This is a genomic window from Nonomuraea sp. NPDC049709 (assembly GCF_040674815.1).
Lineage (GTDB): Bacteria > Actinomycetota > Actinomycetes > Streptosporangiales > Streptosporangiaceae > Nonomuraea.
The window spans coordinates 397,940-416,924 of the sequence record NZ_JBFANM010000001.1; the positions used below are offsets into that span (position 1 = coordinate 397,940).

Below are 18,985 nucleotides of genomic sequence, written 5' to 3' on the forward strand. Positions count from 1 at the left end.
TCAGGTCGCGCAGGTGTCGTGGGTGGCGTCGAAGCCCTTGATCGCCTCCGTGTCGTCGGCGCGCAGGGGCTTGAGGCCCTGCCAGTCGTCCCCGATGACCAGCACCAGCCGGTTGGTACGGGCGGCCGCCACCTGCCTGGGAGCGGCCCTCAGGAGGTCGCCGGAGAGCGTGGGCACGCGGGTCTCGCCGCTCGGGCCGTAGAGGATCGTGGTCTTCGCCTGCGGCTTCCGGGCCGTGTCGCCGATCTTGGAGATGTGATAGCCGCGCTGCTCCAGGAAGGCGGCCACCTGGGTGCCCAGCCCCGTGCGCCAGGTGCCGTTGCGCAGCTCGACCTGGATCTTCGAGCGGCCCACCTTGGCCTGGCCGCCCTTGACGCCCTCGACGCTCTGGTCCTTGGCCACGATCTGGAAGAGCCGGCCCGCCTGCGGCTGCACCCACTCCACCCGGCCGGGCTGGGTGAGGGAGTAGTGCCACGGCGTGGTGATGAAGCGGATCTTGCCGGCGTCGATCCCCTGCAGGCTGGTCGCCAGATCCTTCATGACGCCGAAGGTCAGCCCGCGGTCGGTGGTGACGGCCTTGGTGCCCGCGTCGAGGATGCCCCAGAGCTTGGCGGGGTCGGTGAGCGTCTCGCCGCTCATCACCTTCTTGACCATCGAGGCGATGAACATCTGCTGCCGCTGGATGCGCCCGATGTCGGAGCCGTCGCCGAGGCTGTAGCGGGCGCGTACGTAGCCGAGCGCCTGCTCGCCGTTGAGCGTCTGCCGGCCGGCGGGCAGGTGCAGCAGGGCCTTCTTGTCGTCGACCGGCTCGGGCAGGCAGACCTCGACGCCGCCGACGGCGTTCACGATGCCCTTGAAGCCGGTGAAGTCCACCTTCACGAAGTGGTCGATGTGGACGTGGGTGAGCGACTCGATCGTCTTCCAGGTGCAGCCGATGCCGCCGGAGTTGAACGACTCGTTGATCATGCCGAGGTGCGCCCGCTGCCCCGGGAAGGCGCCGGTGGCGCGGCAGGCGGGGAGCTGGACGAGCGAGTCGCGCGGGAAGCTGACGACCATCGCGTTGTCGCGCTTGGACGACACGTGGACCAGCATGATCGTGTCGGTGCGCTCGCCCGCGACCCGGCCGTATCTTGCGTTCTTGCCGTCGCGCTGGTCGGAGCCGACGACCAGGACGTTCATGGCGGTGCCGGCGACCTTGGGCGGGCGGGTGGCGCCGAGATCCTCGGCGGTGACGTCGTCGTGCTTGATGTTGCCGGTCAGCCGGGCGAAGACGCCCACCGCCGCGCCGACGACCAGGAGGACCACGGCCACCGTGACCGCGATCGCCCAGCGCAGCCAGGGACGGCGACGCCGCCGGGGCGCGCCGGGCTCGGAAGGCGGCGCGTCGACAAGCCCGCTGCTCACGTGACTCCAACAGGGACGGGGCCGAGGGCCGCCGCCCATGGCCAAGAGCCTCGCCGTACAGATCTCGGCCGTTGAACGTGCCCGATCGTACTCGGTCGGGCACGGTCCCGCGTCCCCAGTCAGCTCACTCGGCCAACTCAGCCGGTCAACTCAGTCGGGGACGTTCATCCGCAGGGACACCGTGCCGCGCAGGTCGAGCCAGGCCGTGCCGGGGGCTCGTACCAGCCTGAGGACGACCTCCTCGCAGCCGGGGCAGCGGGCCACCAGGCCGGGGTCGGGGCCGTACACGCGGAGCGAGGCGACCGGGCCGGTCAGGCCGCAGCTCGCGCAGCGGCCGGTCGCGGAGGTCACGTCCACCGCGAAGATCTCGCCCAGCGGGCCCGCCAGCGCGTTGCCGTCCAGGTGTTCTGCGGTCATGTCAGCCTCCGGTGGGACCGAAACGTTCGGTTCGAATGCGCTCGGGGGCGTGCCCGAGCGCGAGCAGCAGGTCGGCCGCCGACTCCACGAAGGCCGTGGGCCCGCAGACGTAGCAGTCGGGCTCGAACGAGGCCGGCCAGCCGCCCTCGGCCAGGTCGTCCAGCATGATGCGGCCGGCCGGGCGGGACAGCCCGTCCGGCGCCGACCTGGTGTAGAGGTAGGTGAGGTCGAGCCCCGGGTCCGGGCGGCGCAGCTCCTCGGCGTAGTAGCGGCGCTCGGGGTCGCGCAGGGAGTAGATCAGGCGGAACGGTACGCGGCTGCCCGCCAGCCGGCGCGCCCTGATCATGGCCATCAGCGGCACGATCCCCGACCCGCCGCCGACCAGGAGCACCGGCGCCTTGCTCTCCGTACGCCAGACGAACCAGCCGCCCACGGGCCCGCGGATCTCGACCTGGTCGCCGACCTGCATCACCTCGTTCAGGTACGGCGACACCTCACCGTCGGGCACGGTCTCCACGGTCAGCTCGACCAGGTCGCCGTCGGCCGGCGCGGCAATCGAGTAGCTGCGCTGCGCCGTGTAGCCGTCGTCGGCCGTCAGCCGCACGTCGACGTGCTGGCCCGCCAGGTGCCCCGGCCAGCCGGGCACCCGGAAGCGCAGGGTGCGGGCGACGGCGGTCTCTGCGACGCTCTCGACCAGCTCGGCCGGCCGCCAGACCAGGCGGCGCACCTAGTCGCCCTCGTAGCGCTGCTCGCGCCACGGGTCGCCGTAGTTGTTGTATCCGGCGGTCTCCCAGAAGCCGGGCCAGTCCTCGTTCAGCAGCCGGATGCCGCGCACCCACTTGGCCGACTTCCAGAAGTACAGGTGCGGGACGATCAGCCGGGCCGGCCCGCCGTGCCGGGGCTCCAGCTCCTCGCCGTCGAAGCGGTGCGCGATCCACGCCTTGCCGTCGAGGAGGTCCTCCAGGGGCAGGTTCGTGGTGTAGCCGCCGTAGGAGTGGACCAGCGCGTATTCAGCGGCGGTCTCGACGTCCTCGAACAGCACGTCGAGTGAGACGCCCTCCCACGTGGTGTCCAGCTTCGTCCACTTGGTGACGCAGTGGATGTCCACCGTGGGAGTCTCGCTGGGCAGCGCCATGAACTCCTCCCACGACCACCGGTGCGTCTGCTCCGCCTCGGTGTCGATGGTGAACTCCCACCGGTCCGGCGGGATCCGTGGCGTCGGCCCCGCCGACAGCACCGGGAAGTCCTCGACCAGGTATTGGCCGGGCGGCAGCCGGTCGCCCGCGTCTCTGCGTTTCCCCTGAAAACCCCGCGAAATGATGCCCACGTCGCCTCCTGAGCCCCATTTCACCACGCACGCCGCGGGAGGGCGTCACCGACCCGCCCGTGGCGTCACCAGCCCGGACTCGTAGGCGAAGACCACGAGCTGGGCCCGGTCGCGGGCGCGCAGCTTGGTCATGGCCCTGCTGACGTGCGTCTTGGCGGTGGTCGGGCTGATCACCATGTGCGCGGCGATCTCGTCGTTCGACAGGCCGCGGGCGACCAGCGCGGTCACCTCCCGCTCGCGGTTGGTGAGCACGTCCAGCCCCTCGGGCTCCGGCTCCGGGCGGCGGGCGACGTACTCGCCGATCAGGCGGCGGGTGATCGCGGGGGACAGCAGGGCATCGCCGCGGGCCGCCACCCTGACGCCCTGCAGCAGGTCCTCGGGCTCGGTGTCCTTGACCAGGAAGCCGCCGGCGCCCGCCCGGAGGGCGTCGAAGACGTACTCGTCGAGGCCGTAGTTGGTGAGGATCACCACGTGGACGCCGCTGAGCCGCTCGTCGGCGGCGATCCGCCGGGTCGCCTCGATGCCGTCCATCACGGGCATCTGCACGTCGACGAGCGCCACGTCGGGCAGGTGCTCCAGGGCCAGGGCGATGGCCTGCTCGCCGTTCGCGGCCTCGGCCACCACCTCGAAGTCGTCCTCGGCCTCCAGCAGCGCGCGGAAGCCGCCGCGGATGAGCGCCTGGTCGTCCACGAGCAGCACGCGGATCACGTCGGGTCCCCCATGGCGAGCTCCGCGGGCACCCGCAGCGGGAGCTCCGCGCGTACGGTGAAGCCGCCCTCGGCCCGGGGCTCGGCCCGCAGCCGGCCGCCGAGGGCCGTGACGCGCTCGCGCATGCCGAGCAGGCCCACGCCGGGCGCGGGCGGCGCGTCCGCGCTGGCCGTGCCGTCGTCGTCCACCTGCACGACCAGCTCGTCGCCGCCGTAGTCGATGCGCACCGAGGCGGCGGCGCCGCCCGCGTGCCTGGAGACGTTGGTGAGCGCCTCCTGCACGATCCGGTACGCGGCCCGGTCCACCTCGGCGGGCAGCTCCCGGCGCCGGCCGGAGACGGTCACCGTGGCGGGCAGGCCGGTCGAGCGGGCCCGGTCCACCAGGTCGTCGAGCCGGTCGAGGCCACTGGCCGCGGGCACGCCGCCCTCCTGGCCGGGGTCGCTCTCCGGGCCGTCCCGGTCGTCGGTGTCGCGCAGCACCTCCAGCGTGGCGCGCAGCTCGCGCATGGCGTCCCCGCTGGCCTCCTGGATGGCCAGCAGCGACGCCGGCACCTCGTCGCCGCGCTTGCGCGCCAGGTGGACGGCCACCCCGGCCTGCACCTTGATGACCGAGATGCAGTGGGTGAGCGAGTCGTGCAGCTCCCTGGCGATGCGCAACCGCTCCTCGCCCGCCCGGCGGCGGGCGACCTCCTCCCGGGTGCGCTCGGCCTCCGCCGCGCGCTGCTCGGCCTGTTCCAGGTACGCCTGCCGGTGCCTGGTCACCGTCCCCATCACCGCGGCGGCCAGGAACCAGCCCAGCAGCAGCGTCGTGTTCTGCACGATCGCCTGCGGGTCGCCCCCGGGGGCCTTGGCCAGGTTCACCGCCAGGGTGGTGCCCAGGAAAACCACGCCGGCCAGCGTGGGCAGCAGCCTGCGGCCCGTACGCACCGAGCCGAACACCGCCACGAGCACGGGGAAGGCGACGGGCGGGCCCGGCTGCGCGTGAGCCGAGTAGACGAGCATGCAGATCGTGCTGACCACCAGCGGCACGAGAGGTGCCCGGCGCCAGCCGACGAGTGCGGCCGAGCCGATCAGGACGGCGACGAAGTCGATGGTCCCCGCGCTGGGGTTGACCACCACGGTGAGCCACAACATGGCGCCCACCACGACTGCCAGAGCCGCGTCCATGGCGAGAGGGCGCCATCCGCGCACAAAGCTCATTCCTGCACATTAGAGCCTGTAAGGGGAAACGTCCCTCGGCGCCCGGGCGGATTTCGGCACTACTCCCGGGGATGTACCCGCGCCGATCCTGCGCCCCGGGCGGTAGGGCAGAAGACTCCCCGCGCACGACGACCGGCGGCGGGTGCCGGCAGCACGATGTGCGCTTATGGACACGATCCACCTCGGGGGCCGATGATGGCCGGCTCCTTCCGTTACGTCACCCCGGTAACGGCGCAGGCCGCGACCGGCCGGATCGCCGGGGTGTACGCGCAGCTCGCGAACGACTTCGGCCTGGCACGCATGCCGGTGTTCCTGACCCTGTCGCCGGCGGAGGAGGTGCTGGCCGCGACATGGGCCCTGCTGCGCGAGTCGCTGCTGGCCGGGCGGGCGCCCAGGACCGGCAAGGAGGTCGTGGCGCTGGGCGTGTCGATGGCGAACCGGTGCCCGTACTGCGTGGCCGCGCACACGACGCTGCTGCACGCGACCGGCGAGCACCGGCTGGGGGAGAGCATCGCCCGGGGCGACACGCCGGAGGACCCGGCGCACGCCGCGCTGCTGGCCTGGGCTCGGGGCGGCGGGGGGCCGCCGTTCCCTGCCGAGCTCGCGCCCGAGTACGTCGGCACCGCGCTGGCCTTCCACTTCATCAACCGCATGGCCTCGGCGCTGCTCACCGAGAACCTGCTGCCCGCCAACCTGCAGAAGTCGCGCCTGGTCAGGAGCGTGGGCGGCCGGGCGATGGCCCGCTCGGTGCGCCGGCGGCCGCCTCCGGGCGCGAGCCTGCCGCTGATCTCGGGCCTGCCCGCCGGGCCCGAGCCGGCCTGGGCCGCGGGTGCTCCGGCCGGCACCGCCTACGCCGCCCTCAGGGCCGTCGCGGAGTCCGGTGGCGAGCTGCTCACCGACGCCGCCCGGGCCCTCGTGCGGGAGACGGTGGCGGACTGGGACGGGGAGCATCCGCCGATGGGGAACGCCTGGCTGGACGGGCCGCTGACCGCCCTGCCCGACGGGGGCCGGGCAGGGGCCAGGCTCGCCCTGCTCGCCGCGCTCGCGCCGTACCGGGTGACGAACGCCGACGTGGCCGCCTGGCGCGGCGCCCGCCCGGACGAGGACCTGGTACGGCTCTGCGCGTTCGGCGCCATCACGGCCACCACGCACGCGGAGCCCCGCCTTACCGCAAGCACCGAAGCATCGTTGGGAGACCGATCATGACCGCGCAACACACCTTCGCCGCCCGGCCCGCGCCGACGTCCTGGACCGTACAGACGCTCAAGGCCGTGGTGGTCCTGCACGTCGTCGCCCTGCTGTTCCAGGCCGTGACGGCGGGCATGCTCCTGTCCACGCCCGGCGGGCGCGCGCTGCACGCCGCCTCGGGCATGGCCCTGGCCGTCATCGGAGTGCTCCACCTGGTCGCCGCCATCCTGGTCTGGCGGCCGGGCCGCGGGTCCGGCAGGTTCATCGCGCCGGCCGTGCTGCTGCTGCTGTTCACGGTGGTGGCGGCGATCCTCGGCGAGATGCATGTGAAGACCGTTCACCTGCCTCTTGGGGTGCTGCTGTTCGGCGGCGGCGTGGCCCAGCTCTTCCGGGTCATGGCCCGGCCGGGAACGGCATGACCCCCACCAGGCGCGACATGCTGCGGCTGCTCGGGCTCGGCGCCCTGACGGCGACCGCGGCACAGGGGTGCTCGCTGATCGCCGGCACCCCGCAGCCGCAGCTCCTGACCAGCGCGGCGCCGCTGCCCAAGCCGTACGCGGTGCCGCTGCCGGTCCCCGAGGTCGCCAAGCCCGTCCGCAGCTCTGGCGGGGTGGACTTCTACGAGCTGACCGAGCGGGCGGCCGAGGCGGAGCTGCTGCCCGGGCTGCGGACGCCGATCTGGGGGTACGGCGGCACGTTCCCCGGCCCCACCATCCAGGCCCGCAGCGGGCGGCGCACGGTCGTGAAACTGATCAACCAGCTCGGCGAGCCGACCGTCCTGCACCTGCACGACGGGCACACCCCGCCCGAGTCCGACGGCTACCCCACGGACCTGGTGGCGCCGGGCGCCTCCCGGGAGTACGTGTTCCCGCTGGAGCAGCGGGCGGCCACGCTCTGGTACCACGACCACCGCATGGACTACACCGGCCCGCAGGTCTGGCGGGGGCTGGCGGGGATGTTCCTGATCAGTGACGCGGAGGAGGCGGCGCTGCCGCTGCCCGCCGGGGAGCGCGACCTGCCCCTGCTGATCTGCGACCGGTCGTTCGCGGCCGACGGCACCATGGTGTACCCGGCGCTGGAGGGGCGGCCGGGGGTGCGGGAGGCGTACATGGGGGGCGTGCTCGGCGACGTGATCCTGGTCAACGGGGCGCCGTGGCCGGAGCTGCGGGTGGCCAGGGCGCGTTACCGGCTGCGGCTGTGCAACGCCTCCAACGCGCGGGCGTACGAGCTGTCCACCGGCGGGGCGATGGTGCAGATCGGCAGCGACGGCGGGTTGCTGGCCGCGCCGCGCACCGTGCGGCGGCTCAGGCTGGCGCCGGGCGAGCGGGCCGACGTGGTCGTGGACTTCTCCGCGTACAAGGTGGGCGGGCAGGTCGAGCTGCGGAACCTGGCGGGGGAGGGCGCGCAGGCCAGGGTGATGCGCTTCGCGGTGGACCGCGACGAGGCCGACGACTCGGCCGTGCCGGGGCAGCTGTCCACCGTCGAGGCACTCGACCCGGCGAAGGCTACGGTGACGCGGGACTTCGATTTCAGCAGCGGCAGCATGCACGGGGGGACCGGCTGGCTGATCAACGGCAGGCCGTTCGATGCCAAGCGGATGGAGGCCAGGCCCAAGCTCGGCGACATCGAGGTCTGGCGGCTGACCAGCGACGTCGCGCACCCGGTGCACCTGCACCTCGACGCCTTCCAGGTGCTGTCGGTCAACGGCGAGCGCCCGCAGGGGCCACCCGAGTGGAAGGACACCGTCGAGTTGCGCGACGCGCAGACCGTCGAGATCGTCACCCGCTTCACCGACTACCGGGGCCGGTACGTCCTGCACTGCCACAACCTCGAACACGAGGACATGGCCATGATGGCCGCCTTCGAGGTGGTGTGAGCGGTCTGCCGGGCAGCCGGGCAGAGCGGTCGGCCCGGTCGGCCCGGTCGGCCGGGCAGAGCGGTCAGCCGGGCAGGCGGTCAGAGCGCGGCCAGACGTAGTCCAGGTCGTCCGGCTCGTCGCCGAAGATCGGCCGGTAGAAGCCCGGGTCCTTGCGCAGGAGGGCCGAGCGGTGGCTGAGGTGCAGCTTCTCGTCGCCCAGCCAGGGCGGCAGCTCGCCGGCCGCCGCCAGCTCGGCCTGCGGGCGCACGCCGGCCGTGCCCCGATGCCCGGCCAGCTCCGCCGTCATCGTGCCGGCGCAGGTGTCGGCCCGGCCCAGGGAGCACCACTGGCCGCACATCTCCAGGCCGTAGCGTACGAGCGCCTCCTCGTAACCCGCCCACATCCTGACGACGGGATGGTGGCGCCAGCCGTACCCGGGGACGGTGAGGGCGCGCAGGATCTGCAGGGTCTCGACCCGCTGCTTGCCCAGCCGCAGCGGGTCGAGGACCGCAGCTGTGGCCGCGAAGTCCGGATATGGCAGGAAAGTCTGCATCAGTACCCCCGCTGACGTGCTCCTTCTCGCGGATCGTATAGACCGTCCGGCAGGTGGCGCTCACAATCAGGCCATGGGAGACGCGTATGTCGGCGCGCGGACGCCGCGACGGGAAGACGCCAGACTGCTGATCGGCAAGGGCAGGTACGTCGGAGGGGTCCGGCTGCCGGACATGGCCCACGCGTACGTCGTACGCAGCCCTATCGCGCACGGCCGGCTGATCGGCTGCGACGCCAAGGCGGCCTGGGCCGTCGACGGGGTGCTCGACGTCATCACCCCGGCCGAGGCCGCCGGCCTCCGCCTGCCGTGCGTCAACGTGATGCCCGGCCAGAGCCTCACCTCCTACCCGGTGCTGGACGAGGCGATCAGGTACGTCGGCCAGCCGCTCGTCCTCGTCGTCGCCCGCACGCCGCAGGCCGCCAGGGACGCCGCCGACGTGCTCGACCTGGACCTGGACGAGCTGCCCGCGACCGTCGGCGCGGAGCGGGCGCTGGCCGGCGACGCCCCGCTGCTCTACCCCGACCTGGGCAGCAACCTGATCTCCGACTACACGATGGGGGATGACGACTGCCTGGCCGCCGTGGAGGGGGCCGAGCACGTCGTCGAGATGACGTTCAGGACGGGCCGGGTCTCGCCGTACCCGCTGGAGCCGCGCGGCGTGGTGGCGGCCTACGCCGACGAGGAGCTGACCGTGCACATCTCCTCCCAGGCCCCGCACCACGTGCGCGAGCACCTGGCGGACGCGCTCGGGCTCACCCACGACCGGGTACGCGTGATCAGCCGCGACACCGGCGGCGGGTTCGGCGCCAAGGAGCACGTCTACCCCGACGAGGCGCTCGTCTGCCTGGCCGCGATGCGCTCGGGCCGCCCGGTGAGCTGGACGGAGTCGCCGGGCGACCGGCTGATCGCCACGCTGCCGGCGCGGCAGGCGGTGCACCGGGCGCGGCTGGCGCTGGACGGCGACGGGCGGTTCGTGGCGATGTACGTGGACGTGCTCGGCGACCTCGGTGCCCACCCCTCGAACTCCGGCGGCTCGACGTTCGCGGTCACGGCCACGCTGCTGCCGGGTCCCTACCGGTTCGACCGCTTCGCGGTGCGCGTGCGCGGTGTCGTCACCACGACCACACCGACCGGCTCCTACCGCGGCTTCGGCCAGCCGGAGGGCACCCTGACCAGGGAGCGGCTGATCGACGAGGCGGCGCGCAGGCTCGGGATCGACCGGATCGAGCTGCGGCTGCGCAACATGGTGCGGCCGGACGAGCTGCCGTACACGACGCGGGTGTTCCAGACGTACGACTCCGGCGACTACCCCCGTGCCCTGCGCACCCTGCGCGACCTGGTGCGGCCGGTCACCAAGGACGACGGGCGCCGGCGCGGCGTGGGCTACGCCTGCCACGTCGAGTCGACCGGCATGGGCCCCTCGATGGACATGAAGGCCATCGGCATGGCGGCGGGCGGTTACGAGACGGCGGTCCTGCGCATGGACCAGGACGCGTCGGTGGTGGTGTCCTCGGGGGTGGTCGCGATCGGGCAGGGCATCGAGACGACGCTGGCCCAGCTCGCGGCCGACCGGGTGGGGGTGCCCATCGAGCGGGTGCGGGTGGTGCTGGGCGACACGGCGGCGACTCCGTACTCGTCGGTCGGGTCGATCGCGAGCCGCTCGCTGCCGCTCGGCGGCGGGGCGCTCGTCCGGGCCGCCGAGCGGCTGCGCGACAAGCTGCTGGCCATCGCCGCGCACCGGCTGGAGGCGGCGGCCGACGACCTGGAGATCGCCGACGGGGCCGTGCGGGTGAAGGGCGACCCGCGGGCCTCGGTGACGCTGCGGGAGCTGGCCACGTCGGCGTGGCGTGGCTGGGACCTGCCCGAGGGCGTCGCCCCGGGCCTGGAGGAACGGGTGAGCTACGACCCGCCGGGCTACACGTTCGCGTACGGGGCGCACGCGGCGGCCGTGGCCGTCGATCCCGATACCGGGGCCGTCGAGGTGGAGGGCTACTGGGTGGTCAACGACTCCGGCGTGCTGGTCAACCCGGCCGTGGTGGAGGGGCAGATCCGCGGCGGCGTGGCCCAGGGGATCGGCGAGGCGCTGACCGAGGAGATCGTCTACACCGACGACGGCCAGCCGATCATCGACTACTACCCGCCGACCACGCGGGAGGTGCCCGACATCGAGGTCGTGCTGATGGAGACGCCCTCGCCGGTCACGCCGGGCGGCATGAAGGGCGTCGGGGAGTCCGGCACGATCGGCCCGCCCGCGGCCATCGCCAACGCGGTCGCCGCGGCCCTCCCGGAGGCCGCCGGCAGGGTCGCCGACGTGCCCCTGACCCCGGCCGCCGTGTGGTCCCTGCTGTAGCCGCGGGTCCAGGTGTCGAGGGCTCCGACCTGGGAACGAGGAGCCTGAACGCCGGATCGGGGGACACCATGGAATACCAGGAGCTGCTGGCTTCGATCGGCCGCATGACGGGTCTGGGGTCCGGACCGGCCAGGGCGGCCGCCGAGGCCACGCTGACCACGCTGGCCCGCACGCTGGACGGGGAGGACCGGCGTGAGCTCATCGACGCGCTGCCGCCCGAGCTGACCAACGACTTCCCCATGGACCGCCCGGGCAACGACGGCACGGAGGAGGGCTTCGTCCGGCAGGCCGCCCTGCTCGGCCGCCGCCCGCCCGAGCAGGCCAGGATCAGGGCGCAGGCCGTGCTCGCGGCGCTGGCCGAGCAGGACCCCGAGCTCGTGGCCCGGCTGCACATTCCCGAGCAGGTACGGGGGCTCTTCGCGCCGCCGGAGAGCGGTGGCGGCATCACCGGCCCCAAGGGGCACAGCGCCCCGCTGACTTCGTCCGAGATCGACTCGGCGCTGCGCTCGCTGCCGATGTGGAGCGGCGACCGGTCCGGGCTGCGCCGGGTCATCGCGCTGCCGCGGGAGAACCTGCGCGCGGTCCGGCGTGCGCTCGACCGGCTCAAGGTCACCTACGGCCGGCAGCCGCAGCTCCACGACACCGCCGACGGGCTGGCCATCCTGGTGCGCACGGTGTCGGTCGGGGCGGTCACGTCGCTGGACGTGGCGCTGGCCAGGAGGGTGGACGCGCTGATCGAGGAGATCGGCGCCGGCATCGGCCGTCCCTGACCGGCGGCGCTGATGGGGGCGGCCCTGACCGGCCGCCCGCTCTTCCGATATTTTCTGGCCGTCGTCGCTCGGACGGCCCAGGAGGTCACACCTCGTCTATGGGCTTGGGCCGGGACGGGCGCATGCTCTCGGCCAGCCCCGCCTTGCGCCCCTGCCGACGGTGCTGCTGGACGCGCTCGTTCACGGTACGGTCCGGCGCGGGGTCGACGGGCACCGAGCGCAGCACCTCCGCCATGCTCGCGTAATCGCCGAGGGGCAGTGACCGCAGGGCCCGCTCCGCGACCTCCACGGCCCCGTGGGAGCGGGCGTGCGCCACGATGCTCTCCTTGTCGGCCGGGAAGTCGAGACTGTTCAGCGCGTCGGCGACGGGACGCGTGTCGTGCAGCTTCATGCTGACCCCCTGGTGAGGTCTTCGAGGTCCTTGCCCGCCTCCGACAGCGCCTGCTCCAGCGCCATGCGCCCGGCGGGCTTGGGAGGTGCGGGCCGCGGGCCGCGCTCGGCCGGTCTGCGGCCGGCGTCTTGGCGGGGCTTGGAGTCGGTCTTGGGTGCGTTCTCGTCAGGACTGCTCATGCGGGTGTCCGTACCCGGCCCGGTGCTGCCGTTTCGAGCGGCTGGCAAAAGAATGATGATTTCTCGCCGAAAAATCGACCCAAAACGCCTTCCCGTACGTACACGTTTCGACAGCGGTGTACGTCAACCCATAAGTAGGTCCTCTTGTTGAGCGAAATGCGCATTCGCTGCCCCTCAGCCCAGGAGAGAGAAGCCATGAGCAGGCTGCGATCGACTCACCGGAGCCGGAAGCAGTACGCGTGGCCGCTGCGCGAGGACGCACGGACAGTCCGTCACGCACGAGCCATCATTCGCGCGGAATTGGCGGAACTCGCCCTTTCTCCCGAACTCGTGGACGACGCCGTCCTCATGGTGAGCGAATTGATCACCAATGCCCTCATGTACGGTGACAGCCCGTACGAACTCGGTCTTCACGTGGACGCAAAAGAGATCATGTGCGTGGTGGTCGACAGCAGCCCGCTGCTGCCCGCCCCGGCTCCTCCGGACCTGGCGGCCGAGCACGGGCGCGGGCTGCGCATCATCGCCAGGCTCTCCGACGGCTTCTACGGCTGCCACCCCCAGCGCTACGTCACCCAGCCCGACCTGGTCGGGAAGGCCACGTGGTTCGCGCTGCCGCGCCAGGGCACGCCCGGCAACGTGGTGCCGATCAGAGCCGGCGTCTAGATTCGTCGCCGCTGTGCACGCCGCGGGAGCGCGAGTCGTTGCTGCTGCACAAGCCGGCCCGGACCAACCGGGTGCTGTCGGTGTCGGCGCACCGGACCCTGCACCTGTTCGTGGGCGGGCGGATCGGCTGGGCGGGCCTGGCCGCGCTCTCACCTGACCAGGTGGCGCACCTGGCGGGCGCGCGGCTCTACCGGCGGCGGGGCGAGGGCGAGCGGGTCGTGCTCGGCTCCGGCGACCAGGCGCTGCTGGACGCGCTCTCGGTGGACGGCCGGACCGGCTACGCGGACCTGGCGGCGGTGACGGGCTGGTCGGAGTCGACGGTCACGCGGCGCATGGAGCAGCTCTGCTCCGCGGGCGCGCTCTTCTTCGACATGGACGTGCTGCCCGCGCTGCTCGGCTACCGGGTGGAGGCACAGCTGTGGATGTCGGTGCCGCCGGCCGAGCTCGACGCGACCGGGCGGGCGCTGGCCGGGCATCCGGAGGTGGCGTTCGCCGGTGCGACGACCGGGCCGACCAACCTGACGGCCAGCATCGTGTGCCGCGACGACGCGGAGCTCTACCGCTACCTGACCGACAGCTTGGGCGCGCTGCCCGCGATCCGGCACATCGAGACCGGGCCGATCATCAGGACCGTCAAGCGGGCGGGGGCCGTGCTCCCCGTCTGACGGTGGGGCAGGCACTACCGGCGGTTGGGCGGAGCACAGGCTGGGGGCCGACCGCCGGAATTCGTAGCGTTCTGAGCCATGAAGACTTCCATGAGGACCCGGCTGCTCGCCCTGGCCTGTGCCGGGCTCGTGCTGGCCACCGCGACCGCCCCGGCGGCGCTGGCGGCGACCGGTGCTCCCGCCGCGCACACCGTGACGATCGACGACAGGGGCTCGATCGTCTCGGCGAACCTGCTGGCCCGGTTATCGGCCGAGCAGGTCACCGCCTACCTCACCGGCGCGAAGTTCCCCGTGCCCGCCCGGCCGCAGGGCGCCGACCTGTACGCCGTCGTCTACCGCACCATCGGGGTGGATGGGACGCCGACCACGGCCAGCGGCGTCGTCGCGCTGCCCGCCAGGTCCAGGAAGGGGCTGTGGACGGTCAGCTACGGGCACGGCACGCTGCCCACCAAGGCGGGGGCCGGGTCGGTCGCGGACGGGGACGGGCGGGCGGTGCCGCTGATGTTCGCCGCCGCGGGGTTCGCCGGGGTGGCGCCCGACTACCTCGGTCTGGGCACGGGGCCCGGCTTCCACCCGTACATGGACGCGGCCACCGAGGCGTCGGCCTCCGCCGACCTGCTGCGGGCCGCGGGGGAGCTGGCCCGGCGGCAGGGACGGACGCTGAGCGGCGACGTGCTGGTCACCGGCTTCTCCCAGGGCGGGCACGCGGCCATGGCACTGGGCAAGTCGCTGCGTGACGACCCGGCGTACCGGCTGCGGGCGGTGGCGCCGATCGCGGGGCCGTACCACGTGCGCAGGGCCGAGCTCCCCGCGTTGCTCGCCGGCCGCCTCGACCCGCACAGCGCGACGTTCTACCTGGCCTACTGGACGGTCTCGATGAACCGGCTGCACCACTTCTACGACTCTCCGTCGGAGGTGTTCCGCGACCCGGGGGTGGAGAAGTTGTTCGACGGCCACCACAGCTTCGACCAGATCGCGGCCGGGCTGCCCGCCTCGCCGCGCGACCTGGTCACCGCCGCGTACCTGGAGCGGATCGCCAAGCCGTCGGGGGCGGTGCTGCGGGCCATGGAGGCCAACGACGCCACCTGCGCGGGCTGGCGGGCCGGCGTGCCGGTGCGGCTGTTCGCCGGGCGCGGCGACAAGGACGTGGCCATCGCCAACTCCCGCCTCTGCCTGCGCGACCTGCGGGTGAGCGGGGTCAAGGCGTCGCTCACCGATGTCGGCGACGTCGATCACATGACCTCGGCGTCCCGCTCGCTGCCACAGGTGCTCGACTGGTTCACGGGCCTGCGCCGTGGGTGACGGGCGTACGTGATAATCGAGGCGTGCGCCGGCCATCCAGGCGATCATTCCTCCGGCTCGGCGGCGTGGCCGCGGCCGGGACCATCGGGGCGCTGGCCCCCGCGCGGGCGGCGTACACGCCCGACGACACCTTCGTGCTGCTGCGCCGCCGCTGGCGGGAAGTGACGGCGGGGCCCGCGCCCGGCCCCGCGGCGGCGCCGCACCTCGCGCTGGGCCGGGCCGCCGCCCGATACCGCGACACCATGGCGCCCGGGCCCGCCTCGCTCTGGCCCGACCAGGCGTTCCCGTCGTTCGTGGCCACGCCGCGGCGGCTGCGCACCATGGCGCAGGCGTACGCGCTGGAGGGGACCGGGGTTACCGGCGACGCCGGTCTCGCCGAGGCCGTCGCCGAGGGAGTGGACCACTACCGGCGGCACGTCTACCCGGCCGGCGCCGGAGCACCGGGCAACTGGTGGCACTGGGAGATCGGCGTGCCGAAGGCGCTGCTCGACGCCGCCGTGCTGACGGACCTCGGCGGGAGCCGGAGCGCGGCCCTGGCGGAGGCCGTCGACCACTTCGTGCCGGAAAACCGTCTCGGCCGCTACGGCGGCAACAGCACCGCCGCCAACCGCGTGGACCTGTGCGTGGTGACGCTGCTGCGGGCCATGCTCGACGACGACCACGGCAAGGCCGCGCTGGCGGTGTCGGCGCTGTCGCCGGTGTTCCCGACAGTCTCCGAGGGCGACGGGTTCTACCGCGACGGGTCGTTCATCCAGCACTCCTACGTGCCCTACCAGGGCGCCTACGGGGTGACGCTGCTGTCGGGGCTGGCCACGCTGTACGCGGTGCTGCGCGGTTCGCCGTGGGAGATCGAAGACCGGAGCGTCTTCGACCTGGTCGAGCGGTCGTTCGCGCCCTTCGTCCGCGACGGGGCCTGCATGGACCTCGTACGCGGCAGGGGGATCGGCCGGCGGCCCTTCGGCGACCACGAGCGTGGGCGGGAGATCGCCGCCGCGGTGTTGCTGCTGGGGGAGAGCGCCCCGGCGGTCCAGCGGGCGCGCTGGCACGCCATGGTCAAGGGGTGGGCGGCGCGCAGCACGTACCGGCCGATGCCGGCGCAGGCCGGGCCCGCCTTCCACACCCGCCTGGCGGCGATCATGGACGATGACGCCGTGCCCGCGGCGGCCGAGCCGCTCGGGCACCGGCTGCTGCCGATGAGCGCCAGGGCGGTGCACCGCGGCCCGGGCTGGTGCGCGGCGCTCAGCATGGCCTCGCACCGGATCGGCCACTACGAGCACGGCAACGGCGAGAACCTGCGCGGCTGGCACACCGGCTCGGGAATGCTCTACTGGTGGGCCGAGGGCCACGGCGACCACTACTCCGACTCCTTCTGGCCGACCGTGGACCCCTACCGGCTGCCGGGCACGACGGTCTCCACCCGGCGGCTGCCCGACGGGGCGGGCGCGGCCTGGGGCGACACCCGCACGCCGTGGCGCTGGGTGGGCGGCGCGACCGACGGCACGTACGCGGCCGTCGGCCAGCACCTGAGCGGCCTGGAGAGCACGATGGAGGCGTTCAAGTCGTGGTTCTTCCTGGACGACGCGGTGGTCTGCCTGGGCGCGGGCATCACCGGCGGGGACGGCGCGGCGGTCGAGACGATCGTGGACAACCGCAGGACGGGGGCGGAGCTCACCGTGGGGGCGGGCTGGGCGCACGTCGAGGGCCACGGCGGCTACCTGGTGCCCGGCGGGCAGGCCCTGCGCACGCTCAGGGAGAGCCGGACCGGCGGCGGGGCGACCCGCGACTACGTGACGCTCTGGCTGGAGCACGGGGTCGATCCGCGCTCGGCGGGCTACTCCTACGTCCTGCTGCCCGGCGCGAGCCGTGAGGAGACACGGGCCCGCGCCGCCGACCCCGGCCGGGTGCGGGTGCTCGCCAACACCGCACGCCTGCAGGCCGTCCACGTGCCCGCGCTGGGACTCACGGCGGCCTGCTTCTGGACCGCCGGGACCGCCGGCGACCTGACCGCCTCCGCCCCGTGCGCGGTCCTGCTCCGCGAGCAGCCTGGCGGGACCGCCACGCTGACCGTCGCCGACCCCCGGTGCGACCTCGACGAGCTGGCCGTGACCTGGGCCCGGCCGGTGGCGGAGGTGCTGGACGGCGACGCCCTCCTGGCCGGCGGCTCGCTCAGGTTCGGTCGGACGGCCGGTCTGGAGGGTGCCTCGGTGACGGCCACCGTGCGGCTCGACCTCTGATCAGCCCGCTCTGAGCACGGTCTGGGCGGCGACGAGCTCGGCGTACGCGCCACCTCTGGCCATCAGCTCGTCATGGGTGCCGCGCTGCACGATCCGGCCCGAGTCCACCACCAGGATCAGGTCGGCGTCCCTGACCGTGCTCAGCCGGTGGGCGATCACGATCCTGGTCTGCACGAGCGCGCCGAGGTTGGCCTCGATGACCGCCTCGGTGGCGCTGTCGAGGTTGCTGGTGGCCTCGTCCAGCAGCAGGACCTTGGGCCGCGACAGCACCGCGCGGGCCAGGGCGAGGCGCTGCCGCTGGCCGCCGGACAGGCCGCCGCCGTCGGTGAGCATCGTCTCGTACCCCATGGGCATCGCCATGATCTCCTCGTGCAGGGCCGCCAGCCGGGCCGCGGAGACCACCCGGTCCAGGGAGGCGACGGGGTCGTTCAGCGCGATGTTGTCCCTGATCGAGCCGTTGAACAGCGAGGGGTCCTGGGTGACCACGCCGAACTGGCGGCGCAGCGTACGCAGGTTCAGCTCGGCGGCCGGGACGCCGTCGTACCTGATCTCGCCTTCGACGGGGGTGTGCAGCGCGAGCAGCAGGCGGGCGAGCGTGCTCTTGCCCGAGCCGGACGCCCCCACCAGCGCGACCTTCTGCCCCGGCCGGATGGCGACCGAGACGTTCCGCACCGTCCACGGCCCCCGGGGGTCGTGGCGGAAGCTCACGTCGCGCAGCTCGACCGCGCCGCGCAGCCGCAGCACCTCGATGCCGTCGCTCGGCTCCGGCTCGGAGGCCAGGATGTCCGACAGGCGGTCGAAGTGCGCGCCCGCCTGCTGCAGGCTCTGCAGTCCCGTCATCAGGGAGCCCAGCGGGGTCAGCGCGCCGAGCGCGACGGCGTTCAGCGCGATCAGGGTGCCCAGCGTGAGCTGCCCGTCCAGCACCCGCCAGGCGCCCAGCCACAGCAGCCCGAGCGGCGCCATCACCCGGATCGCCGACAGCGCCGCCTCCAGCAGCCCCCTGGTGAGCCCGCTCCGCACGTCGGCGTTGAGCTGCCTGGTGAAGTGCGCCGACCACTGCTCCACGGCCCGCCGCTCGGCCCCCGACGCCTTCAGCGTCTCGATCCCGCTGATCGCCTGGATGAGGCTGCTCTGCGAGGCGGACAGCGCGGTCAGCTCCTGCTGGGTGAGCGAGGCGATCCGGCGCGTGGTGCCCAGCAGCAGGACCGTCTGCACCGCGGCCACCCCGGTCAGCGCCAGCCCGAAGACGGGGTCCCAGAGGTAGACCAGCACGAGGTAGCCCACGGCGAGCGGCCCGTCCAGCAGCGCCGCGACGACCTGCCCGGTGAGGATGTCGCCAAGCAGGGAGACACTTGCGGCCCGCGTCATCAGGTCGCCCTTGCCACGCCGGGTGAAATACCGGTACGGCAGCGCCACCAGATGACCGACCACCCCCTCGGTGAGCTCCTGGTCGGCCCTGGCCCGCACCGCGACCAGCAGCGCCGCCCGCAGATACCCGATCACGAACTGGGCCGCCCCCGCCAGCAGCACCGCGATGCCCAGCAGCGACAGCACCTCGGCCCCGCGCGACGGGACGATCGTGTCCACCAGCAGCCCGGAGAACAGCGGCAGCGCCAGCCCCAGCTGGCCGCGTTCGGCGACGACCCGCTCGCGCCGGAGGTCCGCACGCCCAGCGCCGAGGCCGGCTACGCCCAGGGCCGCGCCGCGGCGGCCCGGATCGGCCGTGCTGGGCCCCCCGATCGGGGCGGTCGACTCGATGGGCCGGACGAACGACGTG

Annotated in this window: 19 protein-coding genes; 9 read left to right on the top strand and 10 right to left on the bottom strand. The window is 73.5% G+C overall.

Annotated elements, in window-relative coordinates:
* The 6 genes from AB0J69_RS02055 to AB0J69_RS02080 form a co-directional block, all read right to left on the bottom strand.
* Window positions 1-1,404, bottom strand: a complete 1,404-nt coding sequence (locus AB0J69_RS02055) for an LCP family protein (protein WP_364111824.1) — start codon at window positions 1,402-1,404, stop codon at window positions 1-3.
* Window positions 1,405-1,554: 150 nt separating this feature from the next.
* On the bottom strand, window positions 1,555-1,821 hold the full coding sequence (locus AB0J69_RS02060) for a DUF6510 family protein (protein ID WP_364111826.1): 267 nt from the start codon (window positions 1,819-1,821) through the stop codon (window positions 1,555-1,557).
* Between the two features lies 1 nt (window position 1,822).
* Window positions 1,823-2,548: a ferredoxin reductase gene (locus AB0J69_RS02065; protein WP_364111828.1), complete on the bottom strand. Its 726-nt coding sequence runs from the start codon at window positions 2,546-2,548 to the stop codon at window positions 1,823-1,825.
* A complete protein-coding gene (locus tag AB0J69_RS02070; RefSeq protein ID WP_364111830.1) occupies window positions 2,549-3,148 on the bottom strand; it encodes a sulfite oxidase-like oxidoreductase in 600 nt (199 codons plus the stop codon).
* 45 nt (window positions 3,149-3,193) lie between these two features.
* A complete protein-coding gene (locus AB0J69_RS02075; RefSeq protein WP_364111832.1) occupies window positions 3,194-3,856 on the bottom strand; it encodes a response regulator transcription factor in 663 nt (220 codons plus the stop codon).
* Complete coding sequence (locus AB0J69_RS02080; protein ID WP_364111834.1) at window positions 3,853-5,055, bottom strand: sensor histidine kinase; 1,203 nt, start codon at window positions 5,053-5,055, stop codon at window positions 3,853-3,855. Before AB0J69_RS02080 ends, AB0J69_RS02075 begins: the two co-directional genes overlap by 4 nt.
* 195 nt (window positions 5,056-5,250) lie before the next feature.
* On the opposite strand from AB0J69_RS02080, the gene AB0J69_RS02085 reads away from it, so the two are divergent.
* From AB0J69_RS02085 to AB0J69_RS02095, 3 genes are read left to right on the top strand one after another with little or no spacing between them, the layout of a single operon-like run.
* Window positions 5,251-6,261, top strand: coding sequence for a carboxymuconolactone decarboxylase family protein (locus AB0J69_RS02085; protein WP_364111836.1), 1,011 nt, complete (start codon window positions 5,251-5,253; stop codon window positions 6,259-6,261).
* Window positions 6,258-6,662 carry a hypothetical protein gene (locus AB0J69_RS02090; protein ID WP_364111838.1) on the top strand — a complete coding sequence of 135 codons (405 nt, stop codon included), beginning with the start codon at window positions 6,258-6,260 and terminating at the stop codon, window positions 6,660-6,662. The genes AB0J69_RS02085 and AB0J69_RS02090 overlap by 4 nt, the downstream gene beginning before the upstream one ends.
* A complete protein-coding gene (locus AB0J69_RS02095) occupies window positions 6,659-8,119 on the top strand; it encodes a multicopper oxidase family protein (protein ID WP_364111840.1) in 1,461 nt (486 codons plus the stop codon). Before AB0J69_RS02090 ends, AB0J69_RS02095 begins: the two co-directional genes overlap by 4 nt.
* Window positions 8,120-8,183: 64 nt before the next feature.
* On the opposite strand, the gene AB0J69_RS02100 is transcribed toward AB0J69_RS02095, so the two are convergent.
* Window positions 8,184-8,654, bottom strand: coding sequence for an MSMEG_6728 family protein (locus AB0J69_RS02100; RefSeq protein WP_364111842.1), 471 nt, complete (start codon window positions 8,652-8,654; stop codon window positions 8,184-8,186).
* 73 nt (window positions 8,655-8,727) lie between these two features.
* Between AB0J69_RS02100 and AB0J69_RS02105 the strand changes: the two genes are divergently transcribed.
* Both AB0J69_RS02105 and AB0J69_RS02110 read left to right on the top strand, forming a co-directional pair.
* The gene (locus tag AB0J69_RS02105) at window positions 8,728-11,004 is read left to right on the top strand and encodes a xanthine dehydrogenase family protein molybdopterin-binding subunit (protein WP_364111844.1); all 2,277 of its coding nucleotides are present in this window, start codon (window positions 8,728-8,730) and stop codon (window positions 11,002-11,004) included.
* A gap of 68 nt (window positions 11,005-11,072) precedes the next feature.
* Entirely contained in the window at window positions 11,073-11,774 is a 702-nt protein-coding gene (locus AB0J69_RS02110; RefSeq protein WP_364111846.1) for a DUF2267 domain-containing protein, read from the top strand.
* Window positions 11,775-11,859: 85 nt separating this feature from the next.
* Here AB0J69_RS02110 and AB0J69_RS02115 read toward each other — a convergent pair whose 3' ends face one another.
* Both AB0J69_RS02115 and AB0J69_RS02120 read right to left on the bottom strand, forming a co-directional pair.
* Window positions 11,860-12,165 (bottom strand): DUF2795 domain-containing protein, encoded by a 306-nt coding sequence (locus tag AB0J69_RS02115; RefSeq protein WP_364111848.1) that lies wholly within the window; start codon window positions 12,163-12,165, stop codon window positions 11,860-11,862.
* Window positions 12,162-12,344 carry a hypothetical protein gene (locus AB0J69_RS02120; protein WP_364111850.1) on the bottom strand — a complete coding sequence of 61 codons (183 nt, stop codon included), beginning with the start codon at window positions 12,342-12,344 and terminating at the stop codon, window positions 12,162-12,164. The genes AB0J69_RS02115 and AB0J69_RS02120 overlap by 4 nt, the downstream gene beginning before the upstream one ends.
* A 195-nt stretch (window positions 12,345-12,539) precedes the next feature.
* Between AB0J69_RS02120 and AB0J69_RS02125 the strand changes: the two genes are divergently transcribed.
* From AB0J69_RS02125 to AB0J69_RS02140, 4 genes are all read left to right on the top strand, one after another.
* Window positions 12,540-13,007: an ATP-binding protein gene (locus AB0J69_RS02125; RefSeq protein ID WP_364111852.1), complete on the top strand. Its 468-nt coding sequence runs from the start codon at window positions 12,540-12,542 to the stop codon at window positions 13,005-13,007.
* 38 nt (window positions 13,008-13,045) lie between these two features.
* Window positions 13,046-13,672, top strand: coding sequence for an Lrp/AsnC family transcriptional regulator (locus AB0J69_RS02130; RefSeq protein ID WP_364111854.1), 627 nt, complete (start codon window positions 13,046-13,048; stop codon window positions 13,670-13,672).
* Between the two features lie 78 nt (window positions 13,673-13,750).
* Window positions 13,751-14,974 (top strand): hypothetical protein, encoded by a 1,224-nt coding sequence (locus AB0J69_RS02135; RefSeq protein ID WP_364111856.1) that lies wholly within the window; start codon window positions 13,751-13,753, stop codon window positions 14,972-14,974.
* Between the two features lie 23 nt (window positions 14,975-14,997).
* On the top strand, window positions 14,998-17,208 hold the full coding sequence (locus AB0J69_RS02140) for a polysaccharide lyase 8 family protein (protein ID WP_364111858.1): 2,211 nt from the start codon (window positions 14,998-15,000) through the stop codon (window positions 17,206-17,208).
* Here AB0J69_RS02140 and AB0J69_RS02145 read toward each other — a convergent pair.
* A partial coding sequence (locus AB0J69_RS02145) for a peptidase domain-containing ABC transporter (RefSeq protein ID WP_364111860.1) occupies window positions 17,209-18,985 on the bottom strand: 1,777 nt, incomplete at its 5' end.